The sequence below is a fragment of the Dyella sp. genome (assembly GCF_035277725.1).
GTDB lineage: Bacteria > Pseudomonadota > Gammaproteobacteria > Xanthomonadales > Rhodanobacteraceae > Dyella_B.
Genome location: NZ_DATEJY010000264.1, coordinates 13,395 through 36,442, shown reverse-complemented (window position 1 = coordinate 36,442; position 23,048 = coordinate 13,395). Strand labels below are relative to the sequence as shown.

General features: G+C 61.0%; 20 protein-coding genes and 1 tRNA gene. 9 read left to right on the top strand and 12 right to left on the bottom strand.

Features of this window, described 5'->3' with window-relative positions:
* Positions 1-44 precede the first annotated feature (44 nt).
* The 4 genes from VJR68_RS21210 (at position 45) to VJR68_RS21195 (ending at position 5,899) form a co-directional block, all read left to right on the top strand.
* The gene (locus VJR68_RS21210) at positions 45-662 is read left to right on the top strand and encodes a TetR/AcrR family transcriptional regulator (protein WP_324150845.1); all 618 of its coding nucleotides are present in this window, start codon (positions 45-47) and stop codon (positions 660-662) included.
* Between the two features lie 85 nt (positions 663-747).
* Entirely contained in the window at positions 748-1,863 is a 1,116-nt protein-coding gene (locus VJR68_RS21205) for an efflux RND transporter periplasmic adaptor subunit (protein WP_324150844.1), read from the top strand.
* Positions 1,860-4,994, top strand: a complete 3,135-nt coding sequence (locus VJR68_RS21200; protein ID WP_324150843.1) for an efflux RND transporter permease subunit — start codon at positions 1,860-1,862, stop codon at positions 4,992-4,994. The genes VJR68_RS21205 and VJR68_RS21200 overlap by 4 nt, the downstream gene beginning before the upstream one ends.
* 98 nt (positions 4,995-5,092) lie before the next feature.
* Positions 5,093-5,899: an oxidoreductase gene (locus VJR68_RS21195; RefSeq protein WP_324150842.1), complete on the top strand. Its 807-nt coding sequence runs from the start codon at positions 5,093-5,095 to the stop codon at positions 5,897-5,899.
* A 198-nt stretch (positions 5,900-6,097) separates the two neighbouring features.
* On the opposite strand, the gene VJR68_RS21190 is transcribed toward VJR68_RS21195, so the two are convergent.
* From VJR68_RS21190 to uvrB, 4 genes are all read right to left on the bottom strand, one after another.
* Positions 6,098-6,541 (bottom strand): hypothetical protein, encoded by a 444-nt coding sequence (locus tag VJR68_RS21190; protein WP_324150841.1) that lies wholly within the window; start codon positions 6,539-6,541, stop codon positions 6,098-6,100.
* A gap of 22 nt (positions 6,542-6,563) precedes the next feature.
* A complete protein-coding gene (locus VJR68_RS21185) occupies positions 6,564-6,899 on the bottom strand; it encodes a DUF4258 domain-containing protein (RefSeq protein WP_324150840.1) in 336 nt (111 codons plus the stop codon).
* Between the two features lie 245 nt (positions 6,900-7,144).
* Positions 7,145-7,219: transfer RNA gene (locus VJR68_RS21180), tRNA-Val, on the bottom strand.
* Positions 7,220-7,267: 48 nt separating this feature from the next.
* A complete protein-coding gene (gene uvrB / locus VJR68_RS21175; protein WP_324150839.1) occupies positions 7,268-9,301 on the bottom strand; it encodes an excinuclease ABC subunit UvrB in 2,034 nt (677 codons plus the stop codon).
* Between the two features lie 128 nt (positions 9,302-9,429).
* Here uvrB and VJR68_RS21170 point away from each other — a divergent pair, with 128 nt between their 5' ends.
* Positions 9,430-9,972, top strand: a complete 543-nt coding sequence (locus tag VJR68_RS21170) for a GspH/FimT family pseudopilin (protein ID WP_324150838.1) — start codon at positions 9,430-9,432, stop codon at positions 9,970-9,972.
* Positions 9,973-10,046: 74 nt separating this feature from the next.
* Here the strand turns inward: VJR68_RS21170 and VJR68_RS21165 are convergent, their stop codons facing one another.
* The 4 genes from VJR68_RS21165 to VJR68_RS21150 all read right to left on the bottom strand — a co-directional run bounded on the left by VJR68_RS21165 (position 10,047) and on the right by VJR68_RS21150 (position 12,548).
* Positions 10,047-10,553, bottom strand: coding sequence for a TPM domain-containing protein (locus VJR68_RS21165; RefSeq protein ID WP_324150837.1), 507 nt, complete (start codon positions 10,551-10,553; stop codon positions 10,047-10,049).
* Between the two features lies 1 nt (position 10,554).
* Entirely contained in the window at positions 10,555-11,448 is an 894-nt protein-coding gene (locus tag VJR68_RS21160) for a YgcG family protein (RefSeq protein ID WP_324150835.1), read from the bottom strand.
* A 1-nt stretch (position 11,449) separates the two neighbouring features.
* Positions 11,450-12,070: a LemA family protein gene (locus tag VJR68_RS21155; protein WP_324150834.1), complete on the bottom strand. Its 621-nt coding sequence runs from the start codon at positions 12,068-12,070 to the stop codon at positions 11,450-11,452.
* Between the two features lie 103 nt (positions 12,071-12,173).
* A complete protein-coding gene (locus VJR68_RS21150; RefSeq protein ID WP_324150873.1) occupies positions 12,174-12,548 on the bottom strand; it encodes a diacylglycerol kinase in 375 nt (124 codons plus the stop codon).
* Between the two features lie 254 nt (positions 12,549-12,802).
* On the opposite strand from VJR68_RS21150, the gene VJR68_RS21145 reads away from it, so the two are divergent.
* The 3 genes from VJR68_RS21145 (at position 12,803) to VJR68_RS21135 (ending at position 16,343) form a co-directional block, all read left to right on the top strand.
* Positions 12,803-14,347: an oligopeptide:H+ symporter gene (locus tag VJR68_RS21145; protein ID WP_324150833.1), complete on the top strand. Its 1,545-nt coding sequence runs from the start codon at positions 12,803-12,805 to the stop codon at positions 14,345-14,347.
* 53 nt (positions 14,348-14,400) lie between these two features.
* A complete protein-coding gene (locus VJR68_RS21140) occupies positions 14,401-15,681 on the top strand; it encodes an ATP-binding protein (RefSeq protein ID WP_324150832.1) in 1,281 nt (426 codons plus the stop codon).
* A 71-nt stretch (positions 15,682-15,752) separates the two neighbouring features.
* Entirely contained in the window at positions 15,753-16,343 is a 591-nt protein-coding gene (locus VJR68_RS21135; RefSeq protein WP_324150872.1) for a response regulator transcription factor, read from the top strand.
* A gap of 116 nt (positions 16,344-16,459) precedes the next feature.
* On the opposite strand, the gene VJR68_RS21130 is transcribed toward VJR68_RS21135, so the two are convergent.
* Complete coding sequence (locus tag VJR68_RS21130) at positions 16,460-18,499, bottom strand: DUF6311 domain-containing protein (protein ID WP_324150830.1); 2,040 nt, start codon at positions 18,497-18,499, stop codon at positions 16,460-16,462.
* 127 nt (positions 18,500-18,626) lie between these two features.
* Positions 18,627-19,619: an isoaspartyl peptidase/L-asparaginase gene (locus VJR68_RS21125; protein WP_324150870.1), complete on the bottom strand. Its 993-nt coding sequence runs from the start codon at positions 19,617-19,619 to the stop codon at positions 18,627-18,629.
* Between the two features lie 222 nt (positions 19,620-19,841).
* On the opposite strand from VJR68_RS21125, the gene VJR68_RS21120 reads away from it, so the two are divergent.
* The gene (locus VJR68_RS21120; protein ID WP_324150829.1) at positions 19,842-21,197 is read left to right on the top strand and encodes a 3-oxoacid CoA-transferase subunit B; all 1,356 of its coding nucleotides are present in this window, start codon (positions 19,842-19,844) and stop codon (positions 21,195-21,197) included.
* Between the two features lie 81 nt (positions 21,198-21,278).
* On the opposite strand, the gene VJR68_RS21115 is transcribed toward VJR68_RS21120, so the two are convergent.
* Positions 21,279-22,262 carry a HAMP domain-containing sensor histidine kinase gene (locus tag VJR68_RS21115; protein WP_324150828.1) on the bottom strand — a complete coding sequence of 328 codons (984 nt, stop codon included), beginning with the start codon at positions 22,260-22,262 and terminating at the stop codon, positions 21,279-21,281.
* A gap of 15 nt (positions 22,263-22,277) precedes the next feature.
* Positions 22,278-23,009: a response regulator transcription factor gene (locus VJR68_RS21110; protein ID WP_115493699.1), complete on the bottom strand. Its 732-nt coding sequence runs from the start codon at positions 23,007-23,009 to the stop codon at positions 22,278-22,280.
* Positions 23,010-23,048 lie beyond the last annotated feature (39 nt).

Below are 23,048 nucleotides of genomic sequence, written 5' to 3'. Positions count from 1 at the left end.
GTCACAAGTTGTCCATTCTTCGAACGCGGGGTAAGCTCCCATCCATGAGAAAAGCAGCCACCACTCCCCAGTCCGCCCGTGGCCCGGTCGACCACGAGGTGCGGGATCAAATCGTCGTCGCCGCCACCGAGCACTTCAGCCGGTATGGCTACGAGAAAACCACCGTTTCCGATCTGGCCAAGGCGATCGGGTTTTCCAAGGCCTACATTTACAAGTTCTTCGAGTCCAAGCAGGCCATCGGCGAAATGATCTGCGCCAACTGCCTGCAAGAGATCGAAACCGAAGTGAAGGCCACCATGGCGGAAGCCGATCTGCCGCCGGAAAAGCTCCGGCGAATGTTCAAGGGGTTCACCGAAGCCACCCTGCGACTGCTGTTCCGCGACCGCAAGCTTTACGAGATCGCCGCATCGGCGGCGACGGAACGCTGGTCGGCGGTGGTGGCCTACGAGGAGCGCGTGCAAGCATTGCTCAAGGAGATCCTGCAGGAGGGCCGGCAGAGCGGGGATTTCGAACGCAAGACACCGCTGGACGAGACCGCCGCGGCGATCTACCTGGTGATGCGTCCCTACTTCAATCCGCTGCTGCTGCAGCACAGCTTCGACTACACCGAGGAGGCCCCAGGGCAACTGTCCAGCCTGGTGTTGCGCAGCCTGTCGCCCTGATGCGGGAATCGAATAGTGACTATTGACTAATTTAGTCACTAGATAGCAGAATGAAGCCCAGGTCACTTCGCCCGTGGGGCTTCTCATGTTCCGGCTTCGTCTTGCTACCTCCGCCGTCGTCTTGGCACTCCCTTTTGCACTCGTCGCTTGCGGCGGAAAGGCGCCCACCGATCCGCGCACCGAGGCACCGCTGGTGCGCGCCGCCGTGGTCCAGGGCGCGACGCCCGCCACACGTTCGTTTACCGGCATCGTCGCTGCCCGAGTGCAGAGCGATCTTGGCTTTCGTGTTTCCGGCAAGGTGCTGCAACGGCTGGTGGATGCGGGGCAGACCGTCAAGCGCGGCCAGCCACTGATGCGCATCGATCCGGTCGACCTGAAGCTCGCTGCACAGGCGCGGCAAGAGGCAGTTATCGCCGCACGCGCACGGGCCAAGCAGACCGCGGACGATGAGGCCCGCTACCGCGACTTGCGCGGTACCGGCGCGATCTCCGCCTCCACGTATGACCAGATCAAGGCCGCGGCCGATGCCGCCAAGGCGCAATTGAGCGCCGCCGAAGCCGATGCCAATGTGGCCAACAACGCCAGCGGCTATGCGGAGCTGGTGGCCGATGGCGATGGCGTGGTGATGGAAACGCTGGCCGAACCGGGCCAGGTCGTCAGCGCGGGACAGACGGTGGTGCGTCTGGCGCACGCCGGGCCGCGCGAGGCGGTGGTGCAGCTGCCGGAAACGCTGCGCCCCGCGATCGGTTCCATCGCGCAAGCGGCGCTGTTCGGCAAGGAAGGCGTGAGCGTGCCGGCCACGTTGCGACAGCTCTCGGATGCGGCCGATCCACTGACCCGCACGTTTGAAGCGCGGTATGTGCTGGGCGGAGCGTTGGCCAACGCTCCGTTAGGCAGCACGGTCACGATCCAGCTTCCCGATGGACGCGGCTATGTGCAAGGTGGCTTGCAGGTGCCGATGGGCGCGTTGTTCGACGCGGGCAAGGGATCTGGCGTGTGGGTCATCCACGGCGAACCGGCCAAGGTGTTCTGGCAGCCAGTCGTTGTCCAGCACGTGGATGACGACAGTGCACGCGTCACCGGCCAACTCAAGCAAGGCGATCGAGTCGTGGCGCTTGGCGCGCATCTGCTGCACGACGGTGAGCAGGTGCGCGTGGCAAGCCAAGACGTCGCGATGGCACGCGAAGGAGTCAGCCCGTGAGCGAAGGTCGTTTCAATCTCTCTGCGCTCGCAGTGCGCGAGCGCTCCATCACCTTGTTCCTGATCTTTCTGATCTCGTTGGCAGGGCTTGTTTCATTCTTCAAGCTGGGCCGTGCGGAAGATCCTGCCTTCACGGTCAAAGTGATGACCATCATCACCGCGTGGCCCGGTGCCACCGCGCAGGAAATGCAGGACCAGGTCGCCGAAAAGATCGAAAAGCGCATGCAGGAATTGCGCTGGTACGACCGCACCGAAACCTACACACGGCCCGGCTTGGCCTTCACCACATTGACTTTGCTCGACAGCACGCCGCCGTCGGAAGTACAGGAAGAGTTTTATCAGGCGCGAAAGAAAACCGGGGACGAAATCAACAATCTTCCGCCCGGCGTGATCGGGCCGCTGGTCAACGACGAATATGCGGATGTCACCTTTGCGCTGTTCGCACTCAAGGCCAGGGGCGAACCGCAGCGCTTGCTGGTGCGCGATGCGGAGACGCTGCGCCAACGCTTGTTGCATGTGCCGGGCGTGAAGAAGGTCAACATCATCGGCGAGCAGTCGGAGCGGATTTATGTCGAGTTCTCGCATGACCGCCTCGCCACGCTGGGCGTGAGCCCGCAGGATGTATTCGCCGCGCTCAACAGCCAGAACGCGCTGACGCCGGCCGGCTCCGTGCAGACGAAGGGCCCGGAGGTATTCATCCGCCTGGACGGCGCTTTCGATTCGCTGCAGAAGATTCGGGACACGCCGGTGGTGGCGCACGGCCGCACGCTGAAGCTGTCGGACATCGCCACGGTCAAGCGCGGCTATGAAGATCCGGCCACCTTCATGATTCGCAACAATGGCGAACCGGCGTTGTTGCTCGGCATCGTCATGCGCGATGGCTGGAACGGACTGGATCTGGGCAAGGCGCTGGATCATGAGGTCGGCGCGATCAACGCCGAACTGCCGTTGGGCATGAGCTTGACCAAGGTCACCGATCAGGCCGTCAACATCAGCTCGGCGGTCGACGAATTCATGCTGAAGTTTTTCGTCGCGCTGCTGGTGGTGATGGTGGTGTGCTTCGTCAGCATGGGCTGGCGCGTGGGCCTGGTGGTGGCCGCAGCCGTGCCGTTGACGCTGGCGGTGGTGTTCGTGGTGATGGCCGCCACCGGCAAGAATTTCGATCGCATCACCTTGGGTTCGCTGATTCTGGCATTGGGCCTCTTGGTGGACGACGCCATCATCGCCATCGAAATGATGGTGGTGAAGATGGAAGAGGGCTACAGCCGCATGGCCGCTTCTGCTTATGCGTGGAGCCACACCGCCGCGCCCATGCTGGCGGGCACGCTGGTCACAGCTGTCGGCTTCATGCCCAATGGTTTCGCGCGATCCACCGCCGGCGAATACACCAGCAACATGTTCTGGATCGTCGGCATTGCGCTGGTGGCATCGTGGGTGGTGGCGGTGGTGTTTACGCCGTACCTGGGCGTGAAGATGTTGCCCGATTTCAAAAAGATCGAAGGCGGCCACGACGCGATCTACGACACGCCGCGCTACAACCGTTTCCGTCAACTGCTTGGCCGCGTCATTGCACGCAAATGGCTGGTGGCCGGTTCCGTCGTGGGTCTGTTTGTGCTCGCCATCCTCGGCATGGCGGTGGTGAAGAAGCAGTTCTTTCCCATCTCCGACCGTCCCGAAGTGCTGGTCGAAGTGCAGATGCCCTATGGCACCTCGATCGATCAGACCAGCGCCGCCTCGGCGAAGGTGGAAGCGTGGCTCGCCAAACAGAAAGAAGCCAAGATCGTCACCGCCTACATCGGCCAAGGCGCACCGCGTTTTTATCTGGCCATGGGACCGGAGCTGCCTGATCCATCCTTTGCCAAGATCGTGATCCGCACCGACAACGAGGAAGAGCGCGATGCACTGAAGCAACGCTTGCGTCAGGCCGCGGCCGATGGTCTCGCCTCCGAAGCGCGCGTACGTGTCACGCAACTTGTCTTCGGCCCGTATTCGCCGTTCCCGGTTGCTTACCGCATCGCCGGTCCCGATCCGGACGAGTTGCGCAAGATCGCGGCGCAAGTGCAGCAGGTGATGACTGCCAGCCCGATGATGCGCACGGTCAACAATGACTGGGGCACGCGCACGCCCACCTTGCACTTCACCTTGCAGCAGGATCGATTGCAGGCCGTGGGGCTCACCTCCAGCGCGGTGGCGCAGCAATTGCAGTTTTTGCTGAGCGGTGTGCCGATTACTACCGTGCGTGAAGATATTCGCACGGTGCAGGTAATGGCACGTTCGGCCGGCGACGTTCGGCTTGATCCGGCCAAGATCGGCGACTTCACGCTGGCTGGCGCCAACGGGCAGCGCATTCCGCTGTCGCAGGTGGGCAAGGTCGATGTGCGCATGGAGGAGCCGATCATGCGCCGGCGCGATCGCGTGCCGACCATCACGGTGCGCGGCGATATTGCCGACAACCTGCAGCCGCCGGACGTATCGACGGCGATCACCAAGCAGCTGCAGCCGATCATCGCCAAGCTGCCCAGCGGCTATCGCATCGAGCAGGCTGGCTCCATCGAAGAATCGGCCAAGGCAACGACAGCCATGTTGCCGCTGTTCCCGATCATGTTGGCAGCGACTTTGCTGATCATCATCTTCCAGGTGCGCTCCATCTCCGCCATGGTGATGGTGTTCCTGACCAGCCCGCTGGGTTTGATCGGCGTGGTGCCCACCTTGATCGTGTTCCGGCAACCATTCGGCATCAATGCGCTGGTCGGTTTGATTGCACTGTCGGGCATCCTGATGCGCAACACGCTGATCCTGATCGGACAGATCAAGCACAACCAGGAAGCAGGACTGGATCCGTTCCATGCGGTGGTCGAGGCCACCGTGCAACGTGCGCGGCCGGTGATCCTTACGGCCTTGGCGGCGATCCTCGCCTTCATTCCGCTAACGCATTCGGTGTTCTGGGGAACCCTCGCCTACACGCTGATCGGAGGCACCTTTGCCGGAACGATTTTGACCTTGGTGTTCCTGCCGGCCATGTATTCCATCTGGTTCAAGATCAGGCCGGGGGACGCAACGCACGGACGCAAAGATCGACATGCGCCGATGCAGCCTTCGCAGCGCAGGCTGGAGGAAGTCGTCGCGGGATAAAAACTTCGCGCGAAGACACGCCTGATTTGTCGCTGCAAACATCCGTCGAGCTACTGATCCATCTCTTGCCCATTCACCTCTATCGAAGGGAACGCGTCATGTCTGATTCCAAAGTTGTCGTTGTTACGGGTGTGTCGTCAGGTATCGGACGCGCCACGGCGGCGAAATTCGCCAAGCGCGGTTGCCGCGTGTTCGGTACCGTGCGCAGCGTTGCCAAGGCAATACCATTGGCTGGTGTCGAGTTCGTCGACATGGACGTGAGGGACGACGCTTCCGTCAAAGCCGGCATTCAATCCATCATCGATCGCGCCAAGCGCATTGACGTGCTGGTCAATAACGCCGGCACCAGCGTGGTTGGCGCAGTGGAGGAAACGAGCGTCACCGAGGCGGCGTCGCTGTTCGATGCGAACGTGTTCGGCATCCTGCGCACAGCCCGCGCAGTGTTGCCGCAGATGCGCGCGCAACGCAGCGGACGAATCGTCAACATCAGCTCGGTACTTGGTTTCCTGCCGGCGCCCTACATGGGGCTGTATGCGGCATCCAAGCATGCGGTAGAGGGGCTTTCCGAAACGCTGGATCACGAAGTGCGCCAGTTCGGCGTGCGCGTGAGCTTGGTCGAGCCATCTTTCACACGCACCAACCTGGACGTCAACGCACCGCAGGCAAGCGCAAGAATCAGTGACTATGACCGCGAGCGCGATCTCGCATCGCGCGCCATAGTCAAAAGCGTCAAAGGTGCGCCGGAACCTGAAGGCGTCGCCGATACCGTTGTCGAAGCGGCGCTAGGCGCATGGCGCATGCGCCACACACCGAGCGGCCAGGCATCCTTGCTGAGCAAACTGCGCCGCTTCATGCCGGCGGCTCCCGTCGACTCGAGTTTGAGGAAGAGCTTCGGGCTAGGCTGAAAGACACGATCGACAACTGTCACCCCCTAAAAGGCGCGTGCGTGCGCGAATGACTTAGCCCAAAGCCAAGCATGACGCTCAGGCTGATCCCGTCTGGAAAGCGCGAGATCAACAGATATCGCCTGTGTAACAATTTGTTACACCGCCAATGAAAAACCCCGCCGGAGCGGGGTTTTCACTTGACGTCAGATAATGCCACTAGGCCGCTAACGCCCAATCGCCATTCACTTCGCTAAAATTGAGTTCAACCTTGCGACGCTCGCGGTCAAGATGATTGTAGCGGTCAACCGCTTGCGCAATTGCTGCATTACCTGACACGAGTTCGCGAACAAGCGCGCGCAGCAGTTCTGCATAGCCACCTGGCACTGGGGTAACCGAACGCTCCCAGTTGGAGACTGTGTTCTCACTGGACCCCACAAGGTCACCGAAAGCACGCTGCCCCATATCAGCGTACTTCCGCAAAAAGCGGAACGTAGCACCGTCCATATCGCCAACTCGCCCAGCAAGTTCAGTGGCAATAGCCTTATGAAGACCTTCAAGGTTATGAATCGAGATAGCCTCTTCACCCGACTTTAGGGTGTGCTTCGTGTACCCATTCACCAGGTACACGTTATCGAGGCCAGCGCCCCGGTAACGGATCATTTTCATCTCCCAACAAGTTAAGTCACAAAACCACGACAGTAATCACAAGAACCATGAAACCCATCTTGTCCACATCGACAGCGGCGCCCACACGGACACGGTCACCAGCTGTATCGGCTTCCATTCTGATTTCCCAATTCCTATCGTCGCCAAATACTGGATCCTGGGTAACCTGACCACGCCGAAGTACCTGTAGCACCTGCATGTCCGTCACATGCCGCTCATCCATCCGCTCTTGCACATGCCCAGTCCAAATAAGTCGCGCGCTATCCTCCAGAACCTCACGGACCAGGGCTTTCGCCTCATCCCGCGATAGAGTCCTTGGAAGCACTGGATGAAGCGGGATGACGTTATTCATTACCCACAATATTTGTGGGTCAAGGCACCCTAAGTCAAGTGCCCCGGCACTCCATTTTGGGGGCCTGTAAGGTTCCCCATACCGCTTTATCGGCAAAGCGGTCGAGATATCAATTGGCTTGGTTTAGTCGGGCGACACGAGGACGCGCAATAAAAAACCGCCTCTTTTTACAGGGCGGTTTCCGTAGTTTTTCCGTACTCGCCTTTCCGTGGAACACCGGACTTAGGCTAAGTCGCTGATTTATTTGGTGGGCGGTACAAGGATCGAACTTGTGACCCCTTCCATGTCAAGGAAGTGCTCTACCGCTGAGCTAACCGCCCGAGAGCCGCGCAGTATACGGGAACGTCGCGGGGCTGAAAAGGCTCCGCCTACTTTGTCGCCTGCTCGCGCAGCTGGTGGATGCGGTCACGCAGGCGGGCCGCCTGCTCGAATTCCAGGTTTTCGGCGTGTTTGCGCATATCGGCCTCCAACCGCTTGATCAGGGTGGACGCCTGATCGGCACTGAGGCTGGCGTAATCGGCGGCTTCCTCGGCCACCGCGGTCGCCGCCCGGCCTCGCGTCGACTTGCCACGGCCCCGGCCCGGGGCTTCGCTGCGGGCACCTTCCATGATATCGGCAATCCGGCGCACCACCGATTTGGGCGTGATGCCGTGAGCCTCGTTCCAGGCCTGCTGTTTTTCGCGGCGGCGGCTGGTTTCGTCCATCGCCGCCCGCATCGAGCGGGTGACCTCATCCGCATACAGGATGGCTTTGCCACGCACGTTGCGCGCCGCGCGGCCGATGGTCTGGATCAGCGAATCGGTGGAGCGCAGAAAGCCTTCCTTGTCGGCGTCGAGAATGGCGACCAACGAGACTTCCGGCATGTCCAGGCCCTCGCGCAGCAGGTTGATGCCGACCAGCACGTCGAATTCGCCCAACCGCAAGTCGCGGATGATTTCCACGCGTTCCACGGTTTCGATATCCGAGTGCAGATAGCGCACTTTCACGTCGTGCTCGCTGAGGTATTCGGTGAGGTTTTCCGCCATGCGCTTGGTCAGCGTGGTGACCAGCACGCGGTCGCCCATCGCAATGCGTTTTTTCGCCTCGCCCAGCAAATCGTCGACCTGGGTGCGCACCGGACGCACTTCGACTTCCGGATCGATCAGGCCGGTGGGACGCACCACCAGCTCCACCACGGAGTTGCCGGATTTTTCCATTTCGTATTTGCGCGGGGTGGCGGAAACATAGATGCTGCGCGGCGCGCGGCGCTCGAATTCCTCGAAGCGCAGCGGACGGTTGTCCATCGCCGATGGCAGGCGGAAACCGAACTCAACCAGCGTCTCCTTGCGCGAGCGGTCACCTTTGTACATGGCGCCGAGCTGCGGCACAGTGACGTGCGATTCGTCGATCACCAGCAGCGCATCTGGCGGCAGGTAATCAAACAAGGTCGGCGGCGGCTCGCCCGGGGCGCGGCGGGTGAGATGGCGCGAGTAGTTCTCGATGCCCTGGCAGTAGCCCACCTCGGCCATCATCTCGATGTCGAAACGTGTGCGCTGATCAAGGCGCTGCGCTTCCACCAGGCGGTTTTCCTTGTAGAGCAGTTCCAGGCGCTCCTTCAGCTCGACCTTGATCGTCTCGATCGCATTCAACACGCTTTCGCGCGTGCTGGCGTAGTGGGTACGCGGATAGACGGTATAGCGCGGCACCTTGCGGATGGTTTCGCCGGTGAGCGGATCGAACAGGGAAAGATTTTCGACTTCGCCATCGAATAGCTCGATGCGCAGTGCCTCGGTTTCCGATTCGGCTGGAAATACGTCAATGACCTCGCCGCGTACGCGATAGGTACCGCGGCGCAATTCCATCTCGTTGCGGGTGTATTGCAGCTCGGTCAGCTGGCGGATCAGCGCGCGCTGGTCGATGCGCTCACCGCGCGCGAGGATCAGGCGCAGCGACAAGTAATCTTCCGGATCGCCCAAACCGTAAATGGCGGAGACCGTGGCGACAATCAACGAATCCTTGCGCGACAGTAGCGCCTTGGTCGCGGCCAGGCGCATCTGCTCGATGTGGTCGTTGATCGAAGCGTCCTTCTCGATATAGGTATCCGACGCCACCACGTACGCTTCCGGCTGGTAGTAGTCGTAGTAGCTGACGAAGTATTCCACCGCGTTGTTCGGGAAGAATTCCTTGAATTCGCCGTAGAGCTGCGCCGCCAGCGTCTTATTCGGCGCCAGCACAATGGTAGGCCGCTGCACCTGCGCCACCACGTTGGCGATGGTGAAGGTCTTGCCGGAGCCGGTAACACCCAGCAGCGTCTGCCCAGCCAGGCCGGACTCAAAGCCCTCAACCAGGCGCTTGATGGCCTCGGGCTGGTCGCCGGCGGGCTTGTACTGGGAAACAAGTTCGAAACGGTCGCGATCGGTCATGGCGGCTTATGTGCGGGCGTTCCGGGGCATTTTAAACGCGGGTGCTGACAGCGTTTGTCAGCAGAGGCCGACCGTGTCCCTCCCCAGAGTCGGTTGGCATCGCCCAAACAGGGCATAGCATCACTTGCATGGCATGGGCAGACGCAAAAGGCTTTGGATTGGCCGAGCAGATCATCACGCTCGCGGTATTGGCCGTGGCTACCGCGATGGCGGTGCCCAGCTTTCACCGGATGCTGGAGCGGCATGAATTGCGCGCGGCGCAATCCGATTACATCGCAGCCTTGCAGCATGCGCGGAATCTGGCCGTGAACGAGCAGGCGCGGGTGATCTTCTGTCCTAGTCGTGATGCGCAGACCTGCAGCGGTGACGATACGTGGAGCCAGGGGTGGCTGATCGGCAGAGCCGACCGTGAGAAGGCCGGTCGACTGCTCGGACCGCCGCGGTATATCGGGCGGAAATATCACGATGCCCTGGTCATCGTCAGCAGCGGCGGACGGAAATACATCTGGTTCGATCCCGGTGGGAGTTCGGTCAACACCTTCTCCTCCCTCTACTTTTGCATGAAGGACGATCCGCAGCGCGTGTTGCGAGTGGTCGTCGCACAGGCTGGCCGTGTCAAAGGCGAGGTTGGACCCGGCAAGGGTTCATCGCCTTGCGTATCACCGCCGTAGGTTGGGGTGCGAACCCCAACATTCCGATCCATGCAAGCATGGCGATGTTGGGGTTCGCACCCCAACCTACGGTTTCAAAGCAACACCGGCCGATCCGGCAACTCATCCGGCCGCGGCCTGCCATGACTTGGAAAATGCTGCGCCAACAGCGCATGCACCTGGGTAATCCCCTGCAAGGCACCCGCGCGCCATTGCCCAGCGGCGAAATGCTCGAGCATTTCCGCGCAAATCGCACCCCATTCCTCGGGTTTCACCCGATGCGCAATACCGCGATCGGCAACGATCTCGATGCGATGTTCCGACATCAACACGTAGATCAGCACGCCGCAATTGTGCTCGGTATCCCACACGCCGAGTTGGCCGAATACTTGCCGCGCACGCATGCCGCTATCGAGGCCGGACCATACCGCCGCAAGGGGCAGCCGCGATTCGATGGCGAAACGTACTTCGCCCAGATGGGTGTGTTCGCCATCGGCGATAGCGGCCGTCATGTCATCCAGCAATTCCGGCGGAAACCGCCGGGGAAGCTGGAACCAGCCCTCGAAGAGATTTGCCATGATGCGTTGCGTGCGTGTCGGCATGTCACCAGCTCCCCGACGCGCCGCCGCCACCGAAACTGCCACCACCGCCGCTGAAGCCGCCGCCTCCCCCGAAACCACCGCCACCGCGTCCGCCAAAACCGCCGCCGCCCCAACCACCGAAGCCACCCCAGCCGCCACCGCCAATGGAACGGCCTGAGCCAGCCGGCAACAGCATGAACAAGCCGCCGACAATCCCGCCGAGAATGCCGATACCGGCAGATACCAGCATCCACAGCAGTCCGCCGATCACCAGGCCGCCCAGCGGCGCGCGAACGAGCGCCGGCGCGCGTCCAAACATGCCACGCAGCATGATCAGCAGGAAGATCGCCAGGAAGAACATGCCCTGCAGGTCGGGACCGTGCCGCACTTCGTTGCCTTGCACCGGCGGTGGCAACGGTTCGCCATTGATCAATTGCGTCAATGCGCCGACCGCATCGATGATGCCGCCGAAGTAATCGTTATTGCGGAACTTGGGCGCGAGGTACTCACGAATGATGCGCGCTGACGCGGCATCGGGAATGGCGCCTTCCAGTCCATACCCCACTTCGATGCGCACGTGCCGGTCGTTCTTGGCGATAAACAACAGCACGCCATCGTCGACACCTTTGCGGCCAACCTTGTTGGCCTCGGCCACGCGCAGGGAGTAATCGGCGATGTCATCAGGCTGCGTGCTGCCCACCATCAGCACGGTGAGCTGCGCGCCCTTCTGCTTCTCAAGATTGACCAGCTGTCCATCCAGCTGATCGACCTGCTGCGGCGTCAGCGTGCCGGTAAGATCAGTCACATGACGCGTGAGCTTGGGCACCGCGGGCTGGTCGTCCGCATGGGAAACGGTCCATGGCGACAGCAGCGCCATCGCCAGGACCATCCAGAGGCGCACCCAGCGCCGCAACATGTCAGTGCGCCGAGGCGGCGGGGGCGGGTGTGCCGGTGCCGAAATCCACCGTCGGCGCGGTGGAGATCGCCTTTTCGTTCTCCACCGAGAAATTCGGCTTCACCTGGTAACCGAACATCTTGGCGGTGAGATTGTTGGGGAAGGTGCGAATCAGCGAGTTGTACTGCTGCACCGCCTGGATATAGCGGTTGCGCGCCACGGAGATACGGTTTTCGGTGCCTTCCAGCTGTGCCTGCAGGTTCTGGAAGACGCCATCCGCCTTCAGGTTCGGATAGCTCTCGCTCACTGCCATCAGCCGCGACAACGCGCCAGTAAGCTGGCCCTGGGCGGCCTGAAACTTGGCCAGCGCGTCAGGATCGTTCGCCAGTTCGGGCGTTACCTGGATGCTGCCCACGCGGGAACGGGCCTGGGCCACTTCCGTGAAGATCTTCTCTTCATGCGTGGCATAGCCCTTCACGGTATTAACCAGATTCGGCACCAGATCCGCACGGCGCTGATACTGATTGAGCACCTCGGACCATTGCGCCTTCACCACCTCGTCCTGCTTCTGGATCGAGTTGTAGCCGCAACCGGCCAGCATGGTGGCCAGTAGCAACAGCGCCAGAACGCGTAGGCTTTTCATCGGAATGCTCCTTACCTGTAGGCAATCATTCCAGCATCAGGTTTAGAGGGATGCAATCGCTCGTTCTGCACAGGTAATGGGGTCAGCGACGCCAGCTGCAGCGTCAAAACCAGCGCGGCCCCAGAATCAGACCCCAGCACAGCACGACCAATACCAGCAACACGAAGACGGCTGCCGAGCCCATGTCCTTGGCCCGACCGGCCAGCTCGTGAAATTCAGGGCTGACCTTGTCCACCACCGCTTCGATGGCGGAATTGAGCAGCTCTACCGACAACACCAGGAACACCGGGAATATTAGGGCGATCTTCTCCAGCGCCCCGTTCCCCACCCACAAACCAACGGGAACCAGGATGACGGTAAGCATCGCTTCCAGTCGAAACGACGCCTCGTGCCGCCAGCCCGCGCGCAGCCCGTTCATCGACCATCGAAAAGCGCGCCACAACTGGCGCGGATCGCCGCGAAACCCGTTACCCGGCATGACTAAAAAAGCTTGCCCATAAAGGGAATTACCGGATTTTTCGGCATGGCGGACAAGGCTCCCGGAAAGGCGGCAACAGGCTGCGCATGATGCCATAAGCCGGCTCACGTGCCGGCCGCCCGCAGGATTTTGCTTTGCCGCAATGCAACTTTTAGCTAATGACATTTGCGCTACCCTTCGCCGGATGTGCCTCGCGAGGGCGCTAAAAACAGGTCGATTTTGGCCTTGTAGTACACGTAATCCGGAACCATCGCATGACCACTCTGACCCGACCCGTTTCACAAACCCGATCGTTCACCACGGTCTTCCTTATCGAGATGTGGGAGCGCTTCGGCTTCTACGGCATGCAGGTGTTGATGGTCACCTTCATGATGAAGAAGCTGGGCTTCGTCGATATCAAGGCCAACCTGGTCTGGGGAGCGGCGGCGGCCTTGATCTACGCCACGCCGGCGATCGGCGGCTGGGTCGGCGACAAGCTGTTGGGCACGCGGCGCACCATGCTGATGGGCGCGACCATTCTGGCGCTCGGCTACGGCATGTTGTGGATTCCCACGGACAACGCGTCCGTTACGTATCTCTCGCTCGGTGTCATCGTCGTCGGCAACGGTTTCTTCAAACCCAACGCCGGCAACCTGGTGCGCAAAATCTACGAAGGCGACGAAACACGCATCGATAGCGCGTTCACCATCTACTACATGGCAGTGAACATCGGCTCGATGATTTCGATGACCGCAACGCCATGGATCCGCAATTACATCGGCGCGCTCTACGGCGACGATCTCGGTTGGCATACGGCGTTCGGCGTCTGCTCCATCGGCCTGGTGCTCGGCCTGATCAATTACTCGCTGATGAGCCGCACCTTGTCGCACATCGGCTCGCCGAGCGATCAGCGCCCGGTGGACATGAAGCGTCTTGGCGCGGTGCTGCTCGGTGCGCTGGCAACCGTGTTCGTGTCTGCCTTCATCCTGCAAAGCGAGACCATCGCCAGGTTGTGCGTGTATGGCGCGGGCATCGTGATCCTAGGCATTTTCGTGCACCTGATCCGCAGCAGCCAACCCAGCGAGCGTGCCGGCCTTACGGCGGCGCTGGTGCTAACCGTGCAGACGATCTTCTTCTTCATCTTCTACGCGCAGATGGCTACATCGCTGAATCTGTTCGCGCAGCGCAACGTCGATCTCTCGTTCGATATCTTCGGCTTTCACCTGTTCAACTGGATTCCCGAGCAGTACCAGAATTTGAATGCCATCTGGATCGTGCTGCTGAGCCCGGTACTTGTCTTCATCTACAACTCGCTTGGCAAACTCGGCAAGGATCCTTCCGTAGCGGTCAAATTCGCCTGGGGCTTCGCAGCCGTCGCGCTGGGCTTCTTCATGTATGGCTTCGGCGCGAATTGGGCGGTGAACGGACAGGTGTCTTCGTGGGTGATGATCTGGGGTTATGGCCTCTACTCGCTCGGCGAACTGCTGGTGAGCGGCCTGGGCCTGGCGATGATCGCGCGCTACGTGCCCGAACGCATGGGCGGTTTCATGATGGGCGCTTACTACGTTGCAGTAGGCATCTCGCAATACCTGGGCAGCGTGGTGGCCAACATCGCGCACATCCCGGACAACATCACCGATCCGTTGCAGTCGCTGACCATCTACACGCATCTGTTCAACATCCTCGGTTTCGTGGGCATCGGCTGCACGGTTGTCGCTGTGCTCATCCTGCCGCTGATGAACAAGCTCTCGGCTACGCATTCCGATGCCGCCTACCAGCCGTTGACCGCTGCGCACGGCGAGGAATTCGAAACACCGTGATGCCGACCAAATCCATCTCCCCGTAAGGGAGATGGGGCTGCTAGGCTGCGGCCATGCCGCAACATTCCCTTCATCAGCCCTTCGGGCCGCTCGCGCTGACGCGCACTCTTGCCTGGCTGCGCCTCTGCGCCATCGGCGGCCAAAGCATGGCCGTGATGGTGTGCTCGTGGTGGATGCACATCGACATCCCCACGCTTTCGCTGCTGCTAGGCATCGACATGCTCGCCGTGTTCGCGGTGTTTGCCGCATGGCGCATCAGCCAGCCGTGGCCGGTGTATGAGTGGGAAACGGTGTGTCACATCGTCGCGGACACGCTGGTGCTGAGTTATCTGCTTTACTTCACTGGCGGCGCCAGGAACCCGTTCGTCACATTGCTGCTGGTGCCTATCGCGCTCAGCGCAGCGGCCTTGTCGGTGCGTGCCATTCTTGCTGTGGCGGCGATCGCCGGTGCGGCGTACTTTGTATTGCTGCTGTGGTTCGTGCCCTTGCCGATGAACGAGCTGACGGCCAACGATCACGGTTTTTCGTTGCACGTGGTCGGCATGGGGGTGAACTTCGGCATCACGACGCTGCTGCTGGGCTTCTTCATCAATCGCCTTGCCACGTCGGTGCGCAGGCAGCAACAGGAAGTGCAACGCGTACGCGAGCGTGCCTTGCGCGACGAAGGCATCATGGCCATTGCCACGCAGGCGGCCGGCGCCGCGCATGAATTGAACACGCCGCTGTCGACCATGCGCACGCTATTGCCGGAACTGCGGCGCGAACACGCCACCGATGCCGCACTGGACGAAGACCTTTCCCTGCTGGAAGGCCAGGTGGAACGCTGTCGCACCATCCTTCGCGAGATGGTCGCTTTCGGCAAGGCGCAACTCTCGCAGGAATTCGAACGCGTCACGCTGTCGGCTTTCATCCACGGGTGTCTCAAGCGGTTTCAGCTCCTGCGTCCGGAGGCAGAACTGGAATTGCACGTCATGCCGCAATCGGACCAGCTGGTATTGCGCACCCCGCCCGGCCTGCGCCACGCCTTGCTCAATCTGCTGAACAACGCCGTCGACGCGTCGGCATTGCGCGATTCCAACCACGTCACGCTCGAGGTACGCCGCGACGGCGAATGGCTGGATTGGATCGTGCGCGATCGCGGCCCGGGTTTCGGCTCTGCCGGTACTCGCTCGGCACTGGGCGAAAGCGGCAAGCAAAGCGGCCTCGGCATCGGCCTGGCGCTCGCCGAAGCCACGGCCGAACGGCTGTCCGGCGAACTGATCGCCACCAACACCGAAAATGGCGCGGAAATGTGCCTGCGGCTGCCTTTGTCCACCATTGCCGAAGGCATGTAAAGATGACCGAACGCACACACGAGCCTGCTTATCCGGCAAAATGGTTGGGTAACGTCGAACAGAAGCAGCAGATGAACCACCCCACCTCTACTGGCGACACGCGTCCCTTGCTGATCGTGGACGATGACGCCACCTTTGTACGCGTACTCACCCGAGCCTTGACCTCGCGCGGCTTTGAAGTGATCACCGCCGGCAACGCCGACGAAGCGCGCGCGCTTTCACAACGCCATCAGCCACGCCACTGTGTGCTGGATTTGAAACTCGGCGAAGAAAACGGCCTGCGTCTGATTCCCGAACTGCGCGAACTGGTGCCCGACGTACGCATTCTGCTGCTGACCGGCTATGCCTCCATCGCCACCGCCGTCGAAGCCATCAAGCGCGGCGCGCATGATTACCTCGCCAAGCCGGTCGACGCCGACGCCGTCGTACGTGCATTGCTCGAAGGAAGCGATGCCGTACCGCAAGGCGAAGACGAGGTCATCGACGCCCCTGAAGCACCACTCGCCCTGCGCCGCTTGGAATGGGAACACATCCAGCGCGTACTCACCGAGTGCGACGGCAATATTTCCGAAACCGCACGTCGCTTGGGCATGCATCGGCGCACACTGCAGCGCAAGCTGAGCAAGCATCCGGTGCGCGAGCGGCCGAATCAAAACGGTTGATGGCATCGGATCATGCAGGTTGGTTTATCCCCGAACTTGATCCGGGGATAAACCAACCATGTTTCGCCACCCTCGGAAGATCTGTTGGGTTTGGCTGCGCCAACCCTGCCCACGGGTTATTGCACCTTGATGGCATCCAGTGCAATGCGCAGTTTCTGCGCGGGCGTGCCCGGCCGAAGTTCAAGTTTGCGAAAATAGTTACCACCTGAAGCACCCGGCACGTCGAACGTCCACGTCCGACAGCCGTCTTCAGCCATATGGCAACTGCCGACGCGCTTGCCATCGAACCATGCTTCCAGCTCCATCGCCATCGATTTTCCGGTGTTGGCGCGATGAAGGTTGATTTGCACCGTCACTGCGCGTTGTGCGTCAGTTCCACCAGGAACGAACAGAGTCGCCGTGTCAAAAAGGCTCATGACGCCATCGCCCGTTGCATTCCAACCCTCTCCCAGCAACAAGCGGCCGTAGCTCGCCTGTACGAAATCGCTTTGAAACGGCAAAGCGAAGGGTGATGTCCATGCAGCGGCACGCAGTTCAATGGCAGAAGCCGGTAACGGGCCACTCCATGCGGGAGCCAACACGTTTTTGCCATCCAACCGGAACAAGGCAGCGCGTTCTGCAGGTATGGCGCGTGCGATCGCAAGCTCGCGATCGTTCAACAGGTAAAGCGTATGCGCATCCAATTGACCGCTCAGCAGTGCGCTTTGCTGATCGTTATAAAGCGAAAGGAAGTTGTCCATGTCGAAGCGGGCCAATTGCACGGCGTCCAAGCCCATGCGCTGGCTGTTCGCGTAGAACGCAAGCTGCTCCCAGTCCGAGGGCTTGGTAAGCGGCACGACTCTAAGCGTGCTATAGCGACGACCTGCCGTGTCCCAGAAAGCGCCATGCAAACCCGGCACTGATTCGTTGCGCGCCCGAGTCGATAACATGGCATGCAGATGGATATAGCTCGGAGCAAGATCCACACCCTGCAGGATAATCGCGCACGCCAGCGCAGCCATTTGCCAATGCGCGGAGCAAGCCTGCAGCAACACAAACAGCGCTGCGACCAGTACAACGTAATAACTCGCCCAGAACAGGCGCCCCGTGGATTGCAACGGGATATGAGAGAGTGCCGTCCACCATTTCTCCGGCAACGGCATATGCCATTGCAAACTGCCGATCCCGATGTTGCAGGTGACGGCAGCTAACGCCAGCAACATAGCCATCCATAGGAGTGGCATGGGCACGCGTTGAGCACGCGGCACCTGTCGACGAACCACCGCGATCGCGGCAGCCAACAAGATCAACGCCAAACCGCCCAGGCCGAAATAATTGAAGCCTTCGTATTCGCCGGCCGCTTCCGGGAAATTGAGTCCGACGTGCGACCAGCCCGATCCATTCACAGGCGCCAACACGTTCATCTTGTAATAGCCGAAGCCATCGGCTTGCGCGCCATGACCGGAGACCATGAACAATCCGGCCATCCAGGCAGCAGACACAACCACAACCGCGACGCAAAACACCTCGGGTAATAGCGCCTTTACACGCAAATTCGCCGCCTCCTGTTCTGCGACGCGAAAGCGCTGCACCACATCAGCCGACCAGACCGCTGCAGCGATGGCAAAGAGATAGGCATGCACCATGATCGCCACTGCCAGCAACAACACCCAGTAAAGCGCTTGACGCCTGCGACCAGGGCGAAGGCAAAGATAAAGCGCTGCAAGCACAATCCAATGGCCTGTCAGCGCCATATGCCCACCCAGTCGCATCAACATGGGAGGCGCAAATACAAAAAACAGCACCCCCAGTCCTTTCGTGACCGCGTTGTGCGCCACCAAACCGAGCAGGCGCCACGCAAACCACGCTTGCAGGACGAAGCAGGCCATAACCCACAAACCAAAGTACTGGAACGTCGCGGGCAACCACGATGACCATGGCTTGAGCACCATGGCCAACACAGGAATGGAGTCAGAGTAATAAACCGACGTATGCAAGCCGGCGCCGTAAAGCGGATTGGCTCCGAATGGCAAGCTCCACGGCGCATGGCGATAAAACGCCCAGCCAAGATAGCTCTGCGCCAAATCCCCCTGCGTCAGCCAGTTGACGTTGCCAGGTTCCAGCATCGCGCTGCCCGCAATAAGCAGGCAGGCCAACACACCAATCAGTACGGGCACCGGCCACGAATCAAGAATGCGAGGGATCCATCCTGTCCTGTACGTCACGTGCGGAACCGCTTGATGAGGGCGCAACAGCATTACACATCGCACGAATGGGCAACACTTCCGCTTGGGTTCGCTGCGATCAATCCGTCGAAGACGACGCGGGCGGTGTGCTCAGATGATTCGACGGATCCGGCTCATCATCGTAGATCGCCACGTGCGGCACGCCATCCCCGCCAATCCAGCCGCGAAACATGCCGTCGGTATTGAACGGCATGGCGATGTTGCCGCCGGCGTCCAACGCGATGGCACCGCCGTTGCCGCCCATCGTGGGGATTTCCTGGTTGATCACTTCAGCGGCGGCGCGCTGTACGGGTTCGTCCAGCATCGATACCTTCATGCAGATTTCGTGCGCGGCGACAGTGCGGATGTAGAACTCGCCCCAACCCGTGCCTGATACGGCGCATTTCGCATTGGCGTAAGTGCCGGCGCCGATGATCGGCGAGTCGCCGACACGGCCCCGGCGCTTGTCGGTCATGCCACCGGTAGACGTGCCGGCGGCGAGATGGCCGGCACTGTCGAGCGCCACGGCGCCGACCGTGCCGAAGTGCTTGGCGGTTTCCGGATCGTCGTGCGGCTTTTTCTCGTTGTCTTCCTTGAGCGCTTTCTGGAATTGTTGCCAGCGCTCTTCGGTGCGGAAGTAGGAAGGATCGACCAACGGAATGCCCTGTTCTTTCGCGAACGTTTCCGCGCCGTCGCCGATGAGCATCACGTGAGGCGAATGCTCCATCACCGTGCGTGCCAGCAGAATGGGATTTTTCACGCGCTGCACGCCCGCCACGGCACCCGCGCGCCGGCTTTCGCCTTCCATCACGGCGGCGTCCATGTCGTTCTTGCCATCGTGCGTGAACACCGAGCCGCGTCCGGCATTGAAGTTGGGATCATCCTCCAGGACGACGATGGCAGCCGTTACCGCGTCGATCGCCGGTTTACCGGCCTTGAGCTGGGCGTAGCCATCCTGCAATGCCCTGGTCATCGCCGCGCGCACGGCTTTTTCCTTAGCCGGGTTCATATCGCGCTTGATCACACCTGCGCCGCCGTGAATCACCAATACGGGCGTGGCGGCGTGCGACATGGCAGCGATTCCCAGGGCGGTGAGGGCGATAAACAGACGAAACGGCTTCACGTGGCACCTCTTGCAGGCATGGACCGACTATAGCCAACCGCCATGACGTGCTCAGCCGTATGGCGCGCCGATGACATCCTAAGCCGCCTTTTTCGACCTTTGTACAGCATGCCTTGTCGCTGATCCGTCGTATCCTAGGCAGTTAATGTCCCCCGCAATAAAGGCTTCCCCATGGAAAAGGTTTACGCAAACGCGACGAAGGCTCTGGACGGTCTGCTGTTCGACGGCATGACCATCGCGGCAGGCGGTTTTGGCCTGTGCGGCATCCCCGAGAACCTGATCGGCGCCCTGCTCGCTGCCGGCACCAAGGGCTTGACCATCGTCGGCAATAACGCCGGCGTGGATGATTTCGGCATGGGTCCTTTATTGAAAACCCGCCAGGTCAAACGCGTCTACGCCTCTTACGTGGGCGAGAACAAGGAGTTCGAGCGCCAAGTATTGGCCGGTGAACTGGAACTGCATCTAGTGCCGCAAGGCACGCTGGCCGAGAAGCTGCGCGCGGGGGGCGCGGGCATTCCGGGGTTCTATACGCGCACGGCTTACGGCACCAAGCTGGCCGAGGGGAAGGAAACCAAGCGTTTCGGCGAGAAGGAATACGTGCTGGAAGAAGCCATCCACGCCGACGTCTCGATCGTCAAAGCATGGAAGGGCGACAAGCTCGGCAACCTGGTGTTCCGCAAGACGGCGCGCAACTTCAATCCGATGATCGCCACCTGCGGCAAGATGTGCGTGGCCGAAGTGGAAGAGCTGGTGGAAGTGGGCGAGCTCGATCCGGATCAGATCCACGTGCCGGGCATCTACGTCGACCGCATCATCAAGGGCGAGAAATACGAGAAGCGCATCGAATTCCGCACGCTCGCCGGCGCCAATACCGGCAAGGAAAGCCCGATCCGCATGGCGATGGCGCAACGCGCGGCGAAGGAACTTCGCGATGGCTTCTACGTCAACCTCGGCATCGGCATTCCCACCCTGGTGGCGAACTTCATTCCCGAAGGCATGGATGTCACGTTGCAATCAGAGAACGGCCTGCTCGGCATCGGTCCGTTCCCGGATGAGGCACACGTTGATCCGGACTTGATCAATGCCGGCAAGCAGACCGTGACCGCCCTGCCGGGTTCCAGTTATTTCTCCAGCGCCGAATCGTTCGCGATGATCCGCGGCGGGCATATCGATCTGTCGATCCTCGGCGGCCTGGAAGTGTCCTGCACCGGCGATCTGGCCAACTGGATGGTGCCGGGCAAGATGGTGAAAGGCCCTGGCGGCGCGATGGATCTGGTCAGCGGCGTCAAGCGCGTCGTCGTGCTGATGGAACACACCGCGAAAGACGGTTCGCCCAAGATCAAGACGCAATGCGATCTGCCGTTGACCGGCAAGCAGGTGGTCGATCTGATCATCACCGATCTGTGCGTGTTCGAAGTGGTGAAAGGCAAAGGACTGACGCTGGTCGAACTGCAAGCGGGCGTCACAGTGGATGACGTCAAGGCCAAGACAGGATGCCCGTTTGAAGTGAGCCCATCGCTACGCTAAGCGGCGTAGCACGTAGGTTGGGGTGCGAACCCCAACATCCGGAACCATATGCGCATGGGATGTTGGGGTTCGCACCCCAACCTACGCCGATACCGGCAGCGGCTTGGGAAACCGAATCTCCGCCACATAACGGTTGCCGCCCTGCACATGCAAACTCAGCGGCCAGCCAAAGCGCTCGCTGATACGTTGCGCAATCGCGTATTCAAAACCGCGCTGCCCGGGCGCTGACGAATCCTGTTCACTGCCGGCAGCAGCACTGACGCTTACCATGCCGGGCTGCACCGTCACCTGCACCACGCCCTGCCCCGTGTACTGGCTGGCATGGCGAATCAATTGCCAGCACAGCACCGCAAACACGCGTGGCGAGCCATGCAACGCAAACGTTGCCGGTTCCTCCAGTCGCAGTTCGATCGGATGGCCGTGCAGCATCTCGCGCGCATTGGTCAGCTCGTCGCGCAGCACGTCGTTCACGATGAAGTCCTGCTCGCCCTGGCCGTTATCCGCTTCGCGCGCCAGGATCAGCAAGGCTTCAACCAGCGATTCCATTTCGCGCGTGGCGCGGCGGATGCGCTGCACCGAACGCTTTCCGAACTCGCTCAAACCCGCTTCGTCCGACAGCATGTCGGTGGACATCTTGATCACAGTGAGCGGGCTGCGCAGTTCGTGGCTGGCATCGCGGGTGAAATTGCGTTCGCGCTCGTTGTAGCCGGCAATGCGGCTGGCGAAGTTGTGGAAGCCGCGCGCCAGGGTGGCGATATCTTCATCGCTCTGGCGCAATCGATCGGTTTGCAATGCATCCAGATCGCTCTGGCCTTCTTTCCAGTTGCCCACCCAGCGCGCCAGCGTGGTGACTTGCCGCCAGGTGCGTTCGGTGGCCAGCCAGGTAAGCGCGCTGACGATCACGATCAGCAGCACCACCGCGAACACCGGCGCCACGTTGTAGTAGCCCATCAGGCATACCACGACCACGGCCACGAACTGCATGCTGAAAATCAGCAGCAAGTGGCGTTGGAAACCGCCGCGCACGCGTTCCGCGCGCGGCACTTGGGCACCCGTTGTGGTCATGTGGCGGTCGGGCGTTTACGCGATGTGGCTGGCCGGGGTGGTTTCGGCTTCCAGATCGGCCAGACGATAGCCGGCCGAATGGATGGTGTGCAGCAACGGCCGGTCGAACGGTTTGTCGATCACCCGGCGCAGGTTGTAAAGATGCGAGCGCAAGGTATCGGAGTCGGGCAGCGTGTCGCCCCAGATCTCCCGTTCAATGTCGCGCCGGCTGACCACGCGCGGCGATTCGCGCATCAGGATCGCCAGCAGCTTCAGGCCGATCGGCGACACGGTCAGCTCCTGACCGGCGCGGGTCAGCCGCAGGGTAGCCGTGTCCAGGGTCATGTCGCCCACCGTCAGCACCTCGCTGGATACCTGGCGGCGGTCGCGGCGGATCAGGGCGCGCAGGCGCGCTTCCAGTTCGCGTACCTCGAAGGGCTTCACCAGGTAGTCGTCGGCGCCGGCCTCCAGGCCGACCAGCTTGTCTTCCAGGGTGTCGCGCGCCGTCAGCATCAGCACCGGGGTGGATTTCTTGGCGTCGCCGCGCAGCTTGCGGCAGACGTCCAGGCCATCGATACCCGGCAGCATCAGGTCCAGCACCACCACGTCGTAACTGTTGGATACGGCCAGATGCAGGCCGCTCACCCCATCTTGAGCAAAATCAACGGAGTAGCCGCGGCGCTCCAGAAACTCGCCAACCATTTCCGCGATCTGACGGTTGTCTTCCACCAGCAGGATCAGCCCAGCATGTTCGTCACGTGAACTCATGTTCGCCTCTCACTTTTGGGGGTCTTCACATTTGTGAAG

Excerpts from the sequence above, each read along its gene's own strand:
- VJR68_RS21135 (WP_324150872.1), top strand. The coding sequence starts at position 15,753 with ATGAACCACCCCACCTCTACTGGCGACACGCGTCCCTTGCTGATCGTG.
- VJR68_RS21210 (WP_324150845.1), top strand. The coding sequence starts at position 45 with ATGAGAAAAGCAGCCACCACTCCCCAGTCCGCCCGTGGCCCGGTCGAC.
- VJR68_RS21195 (WP_324150842.1), top strand. The coding sequence starts at position 5,093 with ATGTCTGATTCCAAAGTTGTCGTTGTTACGGGTGTGTCGTCAGGTATC.
- VJR68_RS21155 (WP_324150834.1), bottom strand. The coding sequence starts at position 12,070 with ATGAAAAGCCTACGCGTTCTGGCGCTGTTGCTACTGGCCACCATGCTG.
- VJR68_RS21165 (WP_324150837.1), bottom strand. The coding sequence starts at position 10,553 with ATGCCGACACGCACGCAACGCATCATGGCAAATCTCTTCGAGGGCTGG.
- VJR68_RS21145 (WP_324150833.1), top strand. The coding sequence starts at position 12,803 with ATGACCACTCTGACCCGACCCGTTTCACAAACCCGATCGTTCACCACG.
- VJR68_RS21185 (WP_324150840.1), bottom strand. The coding sequence starts at position 6,899 with ATGAATAACGTCATCCCGCTTCATCCAGTGCTTCCAAGGACTCTATCG.
- VJR68_RS21140 (WP_324150832.1), top strand. The coding sequence starts at position 14,401 with ATGCCGCAACATTCCCTTCATCAGCCCTTCGGGCCGCTCGCGCTGACG.
- VJR68_RS21190 (WP_324150841.1), bottom strand. The coding sequence starts at position 6,541 with ATGATCCGTTACCGGGGCGCTGGCCTCGATAACGTGTACCTGGTGAAT.
- VJR68_RS21125 (WP_324150870.1), bottom strand. The coding sequence starts at position 19,619 with ATGTCGCACGCCGCCACGCCCGTATTGGTGATTCACGGCGGCGCAGGT.
- VJR68_RS21170 (WP_324150838.1), top strand. The coding sequence starts at position 9,430 with ATGGCATGGGCAGACGCAAAAGGCTTTGGATTGGCCGAGCAGATCATC.
- uvrB (WP_324150839.1), bottom strand. The coding sequence starts at position 9,301 with ATGACCGATCGCGACCGTTTCGAACTTGTTTCCCAGTACAAGCCCGCC.
- VJR68_RS21120 (WP_324150829.1), top strand. The coding sequence starts at position 19,842 with ATGGAAAAGGTTTACGCAAACGCGACGAAGGCTCTGGACGGTCTGCTG.
- VJR68_RS21115 (WP_324150828.1), bottom strand. The coding sequence starts at position 22,262 with ATGACCACAACGGGTGCCCAAGTGCCGCGCGCGGAACGCGTGCGCGGC.
- VJR68_RS21160 (WP_324150835.1), bottom strand. The coding sequence starts at position 11,448 with ATGTTGCGGCGCTGGGTGCGCCTCTGGATGGTCCTGGCGATGGCGCTG.
- VJR68_RS21205 (WP_324150844.1), top strand. The coding sequence starts at position 748 with ATGTTCCGGCTTCGTCTTGCTACCTCCGCCGTCGTCTTGGCACTCCCT.
- VJR68_RS21150 (WP_324150873.1), bottom strand. The coding sequence starts at position 12,548 with ATGCCGGGTAACGGGTTTCGCGGCGATCCGCGCCAGTTGTGGCGCGCT.
- VJR68_RS21110 (WP_115493699.1), bottom strand. The coding sequence starts at position 23,009 with ATGAGTTCACGTGACGAACATGCTGGGCTGATCCTGCTGGTGGAAGAC.